The following is an 11216-nucleotide window of genomic DNA, read 5'->3' on the forward strand; positions in this document are numbered from 1 at the left end:
GTTGTGCGGCAATCAGCTTGTCCAAGCGCTGCTGTTGTTGCTGGGTCTCGTCGCGATTGGCGGTAATCTTGTCATTGAGCTTGGCCAGTGCTTCAAGCCGATCTCGGCGTGTTCCTTCAATCGCGTTCAAATAGCGCTGATAGCGCGCCAATTGGGTGGGATCTTTCTGCTCAAGCAACAGCTTGATTTCCGGGTCCTTGCCCAAGCGGTAAAGCGCATTCAGCTGAGCGGCCAGCGCCTTGCGCTGTTGGCTGGCTTCTTTCTCCAACGCAGTTAATTGATTGGATAGCGTGCTCAGTCGCTTGGTGGTATCGCTGTGCTGACGAGTCAGTTTTGCAAGGGTGGTGTGGGTGTTGGCCAAGTTCTCTTCGGCAAGTCGCAAGTCGCGTTGCGCTCGCGCACGTTTGCCCTGAGTGGCGCGCAGGTGGCCTTGCGCACGGGTGATGTCCTGATTGATCTGGCGCAGTTGCTGTGCTGGCACATCTACCCGGTCGGCATGTGCCATGGGGGCAGCCAGCAATAGCGAAAGCAGTGCGCCAACGCCATAACGGCTCAGCCGGGCTGTTGTCGCGGGTGTCTTGGCGTGCGCATTGCTGTACTGCGGGATGCTGCGGTCAATCGTCATAGGGGTGTCACCGGCGTAAAGAGTGCCGCCATAGTCGAGTTGCGTCGGTTGTCTGGTAAAGCGAGGCTGATGCGTTGATTCAATGCCTAAGTGCTGCTTGAGCGCGAAGGCGTTGTTAGTACGAACGGGACAGCACCGTATAAGCCAGCATTCGATCAACCGAGTGTAGTCAAGGACGCGCGTTTGGCCTCACTGAGCTACCTTGAGCGATAGTTGTTAGGGATGATAGCGCAGCTTGATTTAAGGCGCAGCCACCCCTTGCGTGCGCAGTGCCTACAAATAACGTCGTCCGGTGAAATGACCGTAGGCTCAGTGTATACTCGGCACAATCGTACGTTCCCGGATGTTCAAGAGTTATTTATCCCCATGTTTGACAGATTTTTAGAGTTCGCTACTCACCATCCCCTGCTGGTCGGTGCCTTTGTTGTTGTGTTGTTGATATGGGCGCTCTACGAAGCCCGTCGCTCGGGAGCTAACGCGGTAAGCTCGAGTGAAGCTACGCATTTGATCAATCGCGAAGATGCACAGATCGTTGATTTGCGTGAAGCGAAGGAATTCAAGGCGGGGTATATCGCTGGCGCTATCAATATTCCCAACGGCAAGCTGGAATCTCGCCTCGGCGAGCTTGAGAACTTCAAGGATCAGCCGGTTATTTTGGTGTGCAAGGCGGGGCAGCAGTCCTCTGCTGCAGCGCTTAAGCTTGAGAAGGCAGGCTTCACTAAAGTGAAGCGTCTGCGTGGTGGTATGGCGCAGTGGCAGGCTGATGATCTGCCCACCGTCAACAAATCAAAGAAAAAGTAATGTGTCGGCAGCCGCTCTTCAGGGCGTCGCTGTCACACGCCCAACGGTCGATTTATAACGGCCAGCAAGTGCGTAACCCCATTCTGTTACCTTTAATGAGAGAACTTCCCCATGAGTGAAGGCAACGCCCAGGAAAGCAATATTCAGTTCGCGCTGCAGCGTGTTTACGTCAAGGACATTTCTTTCGAGTCCCCGAATTCCCCGACCATCTTCCAGCAGCCTTTCCAGCCCAAGGTCAAGCTGGATGTTGATAACGCCTTCACCAAGCTGGCCGACGACCTTTACGAAGTAACGGTTCACGTTACTGCTCAGGTGTTCAACGGCGAAGAGCAGACCACAGCGTTCCTGGCAGATGTACAGCAAGCGGGCCTGTTCTCCATTTCTGGTCTTGAAGGCGCACAGCTTGATCACACGCTGAACGCGTTTTGCCCCAACATCCTGTTCCCTTATGCGCGTGAATGCATCGATAGCCTTGTGAACCGTGGCAGCTTCCCGACGCTGATGCTGGCGCCGGTCAACTTCGATGCGCTCTATGCTCAGAAGCAGGAACAGCAGAACAACGCTTGAATCTGAATGCGCATCTATCTCGATTTAGCGCTTGAGTCACTGGTTGGGCAGGAGATTACCCTGCCAGATGCTCAGGCGCGCCATGTGGGGCGCGTGATGCGAGCGCGGGAAGGGCAGTCGCTGCAGTTGTTTGATGGACGCGGCTGTGAGGTCGATGCGCTGGTCGCCAGCGTCGAACGGCGGCAGGTCGATGTGCGCGTAGTTGCCAAGCGTGAGCCATTGCCAGAGTCACCGCTGCGCGTCCACCTTGGTCAGGTGGTGTCCAAGGGCGAGCGCATGGACTTCGTGGTCCAGAAAGCGACCGAGCTGGGTGTTGCCGAGATCACCCCGCTGTACAGCGAGCGCGCCGATGTGCGCTTGAACGATGAGCGGGAAGCCAAAAAACTGGCCCATTGGCGTGGTGTTGCGGTGAGCGCCTGCGAACAGTGCGGGCGCGCCTGGCTGCCACGTATCAATTCTCCGCGTCGGCTCACTGACTGGCTGGAAGGGCAGCATGGCCCGCTGCGCTGGATACTGCATCCGGGGGAGGCTGGCAGTGCTGTTGATGGTGATCCATTCGACGGCAATGTTTCACGTGAAACATCGTTGTTGATCGGGCCCGAAGGTGGCTTCAGCAATGCAGAAGTGGCGTTGGCTCGCAGCCTGCATTTTGTACCGCGCACTTTTGGTCCACGCATTCTGCGTACTGAAACAGCACCGCTGGTAGCGCTGAGTATTCTGCAAAGCCGCTACGGCGATCTTTAGTGGCGAGATGGAAGGTGTTATCAAAAGCCCCGCGAGCATAGCTCGCGGGGCTTTTGTTTGGGCCACATGGCTATCGGGCATGTGACGGCATCACGCTAGCTTACTTCTCTAGCAGTCCAGCGTTTTTGCAGCGTTGGTATTTGCCCATTTGATCAATCTGCTTTTCGATACAGCTATTGCCTTTGTTGGTGCAATTGATTCGCTTCCACTGCGAACGAGTGCAGTCAGCTGCGGTTAGACCGTTTTTCTCAGGCTGATGCGCAGGCGCTTTGTTCGCTGGTGTATCCGCTTGCGATGCAGGCTGGCTATCTGCTGGGGCGCTCTCGCTGCGAGATGGCGCGGTAGCATGGTGTTCAGCCTTACCGGAAGATGATTCAGAGTTAGCGTCATCGTCCTTGCCATGACAGCCTGCCAACGCTATCGCCAGACAGGTGGCAACACACAATCCTATGGTGGCTTTCACGCCGTTGGGTTTCATGCAATCGAACTCCTGTTGCGCCATGTTGTTAGTGGTTAATCGGCTTCGTCATCGCTGCAGATAATAGCGTAGAAGATACACCTCCAGAACATTGGCACTTGCTGTGGCGATAGTGCGGCAAGGGGCTTGTCGGTTGGATAGCTGGAATTTAGCCTCGCCACGCTGCCACGCTGCCACGCTGCCACGCTGCCACGCTGCCACGCTGCCACGCTGCCACGCTGCCACGCTGCCACGTCCCACTCAGGATTCGGCTATCGCTGCGTTACCCGTGCGGCCTGTTTATGTATGGACTTATGTAAAGTGGCTGACGGACTATTGATATTGGGGTACGGTGAATAACTTTAAGCCTACCTTGCTTGGCAGCAGGCACTGGCTGCGTTTCCCATCCACGGCAGATAGTGAGAAGGAGTACGTCATGGCAACGGTTGCCGATCTATTGGTTGATACGCTCGAGAAAGCGGGAGTTAAGCGCGTGTGGGGATTGCCCGGCGATTCCCTCAATGGGATTACCGAAAGCCTGCGCAAGAACGGCAACGTCGAGTGGATTGGCGTACGCCACGAGGAAGCGGGTGCTTTGGCCGCTTGTGCCGATGCTGATATCACCGGCGGTTTGTCAGTATGTGCCGGATCCTGTGGTCCCGGTAACCTTCACCTGATTAACGGGCTGTTCGAAGCCCAGCGTGCCAAGGTACCGATGCTTGCTATTGCTGCTCAGATTCCCTCCAGTGAGCTTGGTCTGGGCTACTTCCAGGAGACTCATCCAGAGTCACTGTTCAAACCCTGTAGCGACTATTGCGAGTTGGTCAGCCACGCCGAGCAGTTGCCGCGCGTGCTCGAAACTGCCATGCGCAGTGCCATTCTCAATCGCTCCGTCTCTGTTGTCGTGATTCCGGGGGATGTTGCGCTTGCTGAAGCACCGATCAAGGAAAGCCAGTGGACCGACCCGGTGGCGCCGGTAGTGACTCCGCCAGAACCGCGCCTCGATGAGATCGCGGAATACCTTAATGGCGAGAAGAAGATCGCCATGCTGTGTGGCTATGGCTGCATGGGCGCGCACGATGAAGTAGTGGCCCTGGCCGAAAAGCTCAAGGCGCCCGTTATCCACGCTCTCAGGGGTAAAAACGCGGTTGAGTATGACAACCCCTACGATGTCGGCATGACCGGGCTAATTGGCTTTGCGTCTGGCTACAAAGCGATGAAGGAGTGTGACTGCCTGCTGGTGCTGGGCAGTAACTTCCCCTACCGCGATTTCTACCCCGAGCATGGCAACGTGATTCAAATCGATACGCGGCCGCACCATTTGGGACGCCGCACGCCGCTCAAATGGGGGCTGGTAGGTGATGTGAAAGCCACTGTGCAAGCGCTGCTTCCCAAGCTTGAAGAGCACGACAACACGCGTTTCCTGGAGGCGAGCCAAAAGCATTACCGCAAATCCCGCGAAGGGCTCGACGATCTGGCGGTACCTTCGAAAGAGGGCTATGCACTGCATCCACAGCACATTGCAGCGCGTATCAGTGCCTTGGCTGACGAAGACGCGGCCTTCACCTGTGATGTGGGCGAGCCGACGGTGTGGTCAGCACGCTATCTGCATATGAACGGCAAGCGTCATCTCACCGGCTCCTTTACTCACGGCTCAATGGCCACTGCACTGCCGATGGCGCTTGGGATTCAAGCGGCGCATCCGCAGCGTCAGGTTGTATCGCTTTCAGGCGACGGCGGTCTAAGCATGCTGCTCGGCGACGTTATCACGCTGCGTGAACGTAAGTTGCCGGTGAAGGTCGTGGTCTTCAACAACTCCCTGCTGGGCTTCGTGGCAATGGAGATGAAGGCCGCAGGATTCATCGACGATACGACCAAGTACGACAATATCAATTACGCTGATATGGCGAATGCGATAGGCGTCAAAGGGATTCGTGTCGAGAAGGCCGAAGAGCTCGATGAGGCGTTGTCGGAAGCGTTCAATCACGATGGCCCGGTCATTATCGACGTGTGGACGGCATCGCAGGAGCTGTCGCTGCCACCGCAAATCAAGGCGGCTCAGGCCAAAGGCTTCAGTCTTTACATGCTGCGAGCTGTCATGAGCGGTCGCGGGGATGAGCTTATCGACCTGGCACGCGATAACATTCCGCTGCTGCGGTCGTAAAAACGTCGTTAGCCTGGGCGTAATGGCCGTCTGACATCGCTGGCCGTGATAAGAAGAAGGGATGCAGCATTGGCTGCATCCCTTCTTTATTTGCGGGCTGAAAGATGCTCCAAAAATGGCTTAGCCCGTGTAGGTACGGGAGAACGAGACGTTGTCCGCTTGCTGTACCTTCTGCGCCAGCGCTAGGTAGAACGCGCGCTTCACCACCGCCGAGCCGCTCACGGTGGTGCGGAAACGCCCACCCACCAGATAACCTTCGTTGGTCACATTGGTGAGCCCTTTATTCTCGTAAAGCCCCAGCAGGTTATAGCGCTGTTCTTGCGAATGGCTGATTTCGTCTCCGGTCTGTTTCACAAGCTCCAGCAGCGTCGCTAAATCGCTATCGAGCGTAAAGCGCAAGTCGATGACCGCATAGGCAAATTTACGCGAGGTGTTGCGCACCGCGGTAATCTGACTGAAGGGAATGGACACCAGCGCGCCGTTGTCGTCGCGCAGGCTCAAGGTACGAATGCTGATGCTCTCAACCGTACCAGAGCGGCCATTGACCTCGACGTAATCACCAATCGACATGGTGTCTTCAATGATATTGAAGAAGCCAGTGATGACGTCCTTCACCAACTGCTGTGAGCCAAAACTGATGGCCAGACCAACAACCCCCGCACTAGCGATGAGCGGCCCTACGTTGATGCCAATATTGCTCAGTACGGTAATTACCGTGATAACGCTGAGAATAATCTTGACCACGTTGCGTAGCAGCGGCAATAGCGTGCGTACGCGCAGGCTCGGCATGCTGTTGCGCCGTCCGGCAGAAGGGTCGAGCGCGCGCTTGATCAAGCCATCGACAACAATCCAGCACACGAAAGCGATAATCACCACCACGGTGCACGACAACACGGCATTGCTGAATAAGCGGCCAGCGGTATTGGCATTGACGATAGCGTAGAAGGAGCCGCCCCAAACGCGGCTGATTAACTCCAGGCTAATCAACACGATGATGATGTTGGCTACCGTCAGCAGTAGCCGTCGCAGTCTAGCGCTAAGTTCCGAGGTACCGTCGGCAGAGATGGTCAGCAGCTTCTGGCGAATCAGTGCCATCAGGTTAATGGCGATAACGACGATGGCCGTGGTCACCAGCAGCGGGATAAATACGCTGCTTTCGGTGGTACGAGCCATGACCAACCGGTAGCCCATGACAACGCACATGATGGTCACTGAAAGCGGCCAGAGCTTCGCTAGGATGGCAAGGCTGCGATCGATGGAAGGGGCTCGCTCGTGTCGGAATGCGAGACTGCCGTTGTAAATCAAGTGACCTACCGCACGACGGAATATCTGCGACCACACAATTAATGCGATACAGCCGATGACGCCAATGATGCGAGCCGTTAACGCTGATAGCGACTCGCCCAGATGCCCGGTGAGCGGCGAAGCCGTTAGGACATTGCTCAAGCCAGCCAGCGCAATAATGATGGACAGCGGTATATAGGCTCTTTTGGCGAGAATTCGCATCGCATGCCCGCGATGCACCGAACTGCCAATCATCGCCAGCGATAAACAGATGGAGGCCACAAGCGTTCCCAAGCTGAACGCGTAGCAAAGTGCCAAAGCGATGCTCGCGCCAAGATCCTGAGGAATTAACCAATGGAAGCAGGAGAGCGCAATCAGCATCGATAACGCTGCAGGAATCGGGCGTATCAGCCACTGATCAATAATTGCGTTAAGTTGCCGGTGGGTTGTACGCCACTGCTCAGACAGCCCGCGCCGAAGCAGCGTTCTCCCTATATAGCGAATACATACAAAGGCGGCGCCCCACAGTATGAGCATATAGACGAAGTGAGTGCTCGCTGTCACGAAGGAAGTTGAGTTGCGCGCCGATAGTGTTTTGGCATCCTGCTCACTCGCGTTCCAAAGGTGCTTCCATCGCGTCGCGACGCTGTCTTCGCCGGTCAACCCGTCCTGCATACTGTCGAAGCCAGTGGTGATCGCACCTAATATGCCCTGTTCTTCGTCGGGATCGGCCGCAGTAGCAGTGTCGCCCTCCGGAGGTGATGCGGTGGTGCTGTCTTCCACCTGCTCCAGCGCCTTGATCAGCGCTGCTCGCTGCTGGTCATCGCTGAGCACCTTCACCAATTGCTGGGTATCGATGGTGTTGCTGTTATCCGCCGCCAGGGCACGGCCTTGCGGCATACACAATGCCGCCGCTATCAGGGCCATAAGACATAGCATGATGACGGACTTATAGAATCGCGTTCGGTACATACGGTTGATCTCGGTAAACGGGAAAATCAGGCGTCTGTGGCCTTTCGATAACAAAAGCATAGCGTGACCGCATGCGGAGTGCCTCCTTACCGCTCAGGTTTCACGGCATGTTAAGAATTGCTTCCGGCAGGCTGGTTCCTGCCCGTGCATTCGCCCATACTGGCACTACATATGCCTCCGACGCGGCCTGGGCTTGGTTAGCCAACTAAGTGAGGTCGCGCGGAAGACCTTCTTCTCAGGGGATCTGGGGTAAGCAAGTACTTACACAGGCGCACCTGACTAGCAGCGAGTGAGAGAAATGACAGCAACAATCAAGGTGGGCGTGATCATGGATCCCATCGCCGATATCGCCTACAAAAAGGATTCTACGCTGGGAATGCTGTGGGCTGCCGCCGACCGCAACTGGCAGCTCTTTTACCTTGAGCAGCCCGACTTGTATCTCGATAACGGCCGCGCCTATGGCCTGATGGCACCGTTACAGGTCTATCGTGATGCCTCCCAGTGGTACGAGCTGGGCGAACGTCAGGCGCGTCCACTTGCCGATCTCGATGTAATTTTGATGCGCAAGGATCCGCCGGTCGATCAGGAATTCCTCGACGCGACTCACTTGCTGGGCTTTGCTGAACGTGAAGGTGTGCTGGTGGTCAATCCCACCACGGCGCTGCGCCAGTGCAACGAGAAGCTCTACGCACAATGCTTCCCGCAGTGTCTTCCCCCCAGCGTGGTGTCGTGCAACGAGGCGGTGTTGCGCGCGTTCCATGCCGAGCACCACGACGTCATCTACAAGCCGCTCGATGGGATGGGGGGCACCGGTATCTTCAGGGTTGGCGAGGATGGCCGCAATTTAGGGGCGGTTATCGAGCAGCTTACTCAGGGCGGAAAGCGTCAGATTATGGTGCAGCGCTACCTTCCCGAAATCAGTGCAGGCGATACCCGCATTCTGCTGATCGACGGAGAGCCGGTGCCGTATGGATTGGCACGAATTCCCAGCGCAGGAGAGGTGCGGGGCAATCTGGCCGCAGGTGGTCGCGGGGTTGCGCGTGATCTTACCGAGCGGGATCTATGGTTGGTCGAGCAGGTCAAAGGATCAATCAAGGAACAGGGGTTAATCTTCGTCGGCCTTGATGTTATCGGTGACTATATCACTGAAATCAACGTGACCAGCCCTACCTGCCTGCGCGAGATCGACGATCAAAAAGGCACGGACATTGCCGGACAATTAATGGATGCAATTGAGAAGCGACTCACACGAGCCTGAGCATTTTGTCAGCCTGGTAGCGCCCCGCTTCGGGGAGCCACCGCTGACCATTTGCTCGGGGATCGCCGCCGATTACGACGATCCGCCGCTATCGGCGTCGATGTCGTCGCTAGAGGAAGATGATGTCGGCTATCAGGGTGATAGTGGGCACTCACTACTTCTGACGGTGGCGTGTGTGGTCGCGGTGGTGGCGCTGCATTTGCTGGGGCTGTGGTGGCTTGAACAACGGCCAAAGCAGACGCTACCGCCGTTGGATCGCGGCAAGCCCTATCGCGTCTCCATTGTTGACGCACGGTCACTTGAGCCGCGCGTGGACCCTTCCAGCGTTCAACAGGCGGTCTCCAAGGCCACTCCTCCTGCCAGTACGCAGGAGCATGAACAGCATCGCTCAGCGTCCAGTCAGGCGCGCGCGGCAACCTCCCGACAGCCCACTGCGCAGCGCGCTAGCCGCCAGTCTTCGCAGCGCTCGGCCAGCTCGCGTAGCGGTGCACGTAGTCATCACAGTGCTCAGCCGCAGCGTCACGCAGGAAAAACGCCTTCCGCTCAGGACTTGATCAATCAGGTGGCGTCCACGGCGTCTTCGAACGGCTGGGAACAGGCCGCTGATCGTTTCGCTGCGGGGCCCGCAACCAGCGCTCAGCGTAATGCCGTCAGCCGCTATATCGCTTATTTCACGCGTTCCGTGCAAACCTATATCGATCTTAATCTAGGGAGCGAGGCGTCTGGCGACGCGCTGATGCAGTTGGGTATCACGGTGGGTCGGGATGGACGGCTGCGCTCGGTAAGGGTGATACAATCGACCGGGCGCGCTGACCTCGATAGGCTAGCGGTGCGAACAATTCATAGGGCAGGGCCCTTCCGCCCCTTCGACTCTGGCATGGGTTCGATGCCAGAGCTCTCCTTCAGTCGCACCTGGGTGTTCGGTGAAGGGTCGGGGTTCCGTTTCCGGTAATCGAGATTTAGTAGGTCAATGCACGGTCTTCGTCATCATTTTCTTATTGCCATGCCGCAGCTAGCGGACGACAACTTCTCTAACTCGTTGGTGTATGTGTGTGACGACGACGAAAAGGGGGTGTTGGGCGTTATTGTTAATCGGCCGCTAACGCTGACGGTAGGTGGCTTGCTCGAGAAACTTGAGCTGCGTGTCGAGCCTTCCGTACGCGTTGATATGCCCGTACTCTATGGTGGCCCAGTGCATACTGATCGGGGCTTTATCGTGCACCGCGGGCTAGCCAGCGACTGGGAGTCCAGTCTTCAGGTGAGCGACGATATCGCGCTGACAACCTCAATGGACATGCTTAATGCCATTGCGCGCGGCGCAGGTCCAGACGAGTTCGTAATGCTAATGGGCTGCGCCGGTTGGCAGGTTCCCCAGTTGACTGACGAGCTTAAGGATAATGCGTGGTTAACCGTCGCGGCTGACAGCAAGGTAATCTTTGATATGCCGTGTGATCGTCGGCGAGATGCGGCGGCAGACTTGTTAGGCGTCAATCTGGATCTATTGGGGAGCATTGCCGGACATGGCTGAAGATGCGGCGGAAGACGCCAAAATTGCCAAGCTTCGCGCTGACTCGCCAAGCCGGGAAGCAGGCCAACGGCTGGTGCTTGCGTTCGACTTCGGCGCTCGCCGTATTGGCGTTGCGGTCGGCCATGAAATGGCGCAGTCCGTTACCCCTTTGTCACCGCTAACAGCGCGCAATGGTATTCCCGATTGGCGCAAGGTAACTGAGTTGCTTTGTGAGTGGCGACCCGATCTGTTCGTGGTGGGATTGCCGCTCAACATGGACGATAGCGAATCGGAAATGAGTCGGCGCGCGCGCAAGTTTGGCAATCGTCTTTATGGCCGCTACGCGCGGCCGGTCGAATTCGTCGACGAAAGGGGCTCGACCCGCGAAGCCAAGCTAGTGGCCCGTGAGCGCGGCAGAAAGGCAGGCAGCTATCGCGACGAAGGCGTCGATGGGATTGCTGCCGAAATCATTCTGCGCACCTTCTTCGATGCCTGACAGAGCACCTTAGCTCGCCCGGCGCCCCCTCATTCCCTTCTTTTCTGTTAGACCCACGCTTGCTCGGTTCTTCCTTAGCCAGTGCAGCGGAAGCAGCGGCTCGCTCCCTTCGGCGCGATAATCGATCACACCGCACTGCCTGTTAAAACTCAACCTATTGATTTTGAATGATAAATTCAAAATTTTACGCCCACGCCCATGCCCATGCCCACGCCCACGCCCACGCCCATGCCCACGCCCACGCCCACGCCCACGCCCACGCCCACGCCCACGCCCACGCCCACGCCCACGCCCACGCCCACGCCCACGCCCACGCCCACGCCCACGCCCACGCCCACGCC

At 57.2% G+C, this 11216-nt stretch carries 11 protein-coding genes; 8 read left to right on the forward strand and 3 right to left on the reverse strand.

Features of this window, described 5'->3' with window-relative positions; genetic code table 11:
• The coding region (locus R84865_RS13160; protein ID WP_435633223.1) for a murein hydrolase activator EnvC family protein at positions 1-625 on the reverse strand (625 nt) is incomplete at its 3' end.
• A 366-nt stretch (positions 626-991) separates the two neighbouring features.
• Here R84865_RS13160 and R84865_RS13165 point away from each other — a divergent pair.
• From R84865_RS13165 to R84865_RS13175, 3 genes are all read left to right on the forward strand, one after another.
• Positions 992-1426, forward strand: a complete 435-nt coding sequence (locus R84865_RS13165) for a rhodanese-like domain-containing protein (protein ID WP_435633222.1) — start codon at positions 992-994, stop codon at positions 1424-1426.
• A gap of 111 nt (positions 1427-1537) precedes the next feature.
• The gene (secB, locus tag R84865_RS13170; protein ID WP_435633221.1) at positions 1538-1993 is read left to right on the forward strand and encodes a protein-export chaperone SecB; all 456 of its coding nucleotides are present in this window, start codon (positions 1538-1540) and stop codon (positions 1991-1993) included.
• A 6-nt stretch (positions 1994-1999) separates the two neighbouring features.
• A complete protein-coding gene (locus R84865_RS13175) occupies positions 2000-2737 on the forward strand; it encodes a 16S rRNA (uracil(1498)-N(3))-methyltransferase (RefSeq protein ID WP_435639906.1) in 738 nt (245 codons plus the stop codon).
• A 100-nt stretch (positions 2738-2837) separates the two neighbouring features.
• Here R84865_RS13175 and R84865_RS13180 read toward each other — a convergent pair whose 3' ends face one another.
• Positions 2838-3215 carry a hypothetical protein gene (locus tag R84865_RS13180; RefSeq protein ID WP_435633219.1) on the reverse strand — a complete coding sequence of 126 codons (378 nt, stop codon included), beginning with the start codon at positions 3213-3215 and terminating at the stop codon, positions 2838-2840.
• 415 nt (positions 3216-3630) lie between these two features.
• Between R84865_RS13180 and poxB the strand changes: the two genes are divergently transcribed.
• Positions 3631-5358: a ubiquinone-dependent pyruvate dehydrogenase gene (poxB, locus tag R84865_RS13185; protein ID WP_435633217.1), complete on the forward strand. Its 1728-nt coding sequence runs from the start codon at positions 3631-3633 to the stop codon at positions 5356-5358.
• A gap of 120 nt (positions 5359-5478) precedes the next feature.
• Here poxB and R84865_RS13190 read toward each other — a convergent pair whose 3' ends face one another.
• The gene (locus R84865_RS13190; RefSeq protein ID WP_435639907.1) at positions 5479-7542 is read right to left on the reverse strand and encodes a mechanosensitive ion channel domain-containing protein; all 2064 of its coding nucleotides are present in this window, start codon (positions 7540-7542) and stop codon (positions 5479-5481) included.
• Between the two features lie 370 nt (positions 7543-7912).
• On the opposite strand from R84865_RS13190, the gene gshB reads away from it, so the two are divergent.
• The 4 genes from gshB to ruvX are packed head-to-tail and all read left to right on the forward strand — an operon-like array spanning position 7913 to position 10875.
• The gene (gene gshB, locus R84865_RS13195; RefSeq protein WP_435638332.1) at positions 7913-8872 is read left to right on the forward strand and encodes a glutathione synthase; all 960 of its coding nucleotides are present in this window, start codon (positions 7913-7915) and stop codon (positions 8870-8872) included.
• Positions 8841-9824: a TonB family protein gene (locus R84865_RS13200; protein WP_435639908.1), complete on the forward strand. Its 984-nt coding sequence runs from the start codon at positions 8841-8843 to the stop codon at positions 9822-9824. The genes gshB and R84865_RS13200 overlap by 32 nt, the downstream gene beginning before the upstream one ends.
• Positions 9825-9842: 18 nt before the next feature.
• Positions 9843-10400 (forward strand): YqgE/AlgH family protein, encoded by a 558-nt coding sequence (locus R84865_RS13205; protein WP_435639909.1) that lies wholly within the window; start codon positions 9843-9845, stop codon positions 10398-10400.
• Positions 10393-10875 carry a Holliday junction resolvase RuvX gene (ruvX, locus tag R84865_RS13210; RefSeq protein WP_435639910.1) on the forward strand — a complete coding sequence of 161 codons (483 nt, stop codon included), beginning with the start codon at positions 10393-10395 and terminating at the stop codon, positions 10873-10875. Before R84865_RS13205 ends, ruvX begins: the two co-directional genes overlap by 8 nt.
• Positions 10876-11216: the final 341 nt, after the last annotated feature.

The sequence above is a fragment of the Carnimonas bestiolae genome (assembly GCF_051251145.1).
GTDB lineage: Bacteria > Pseudomonadota > Gammaproteobacteria > Pseudomonadales > Halomonadaceae > Carnimonas > Carnimonas bestiolae.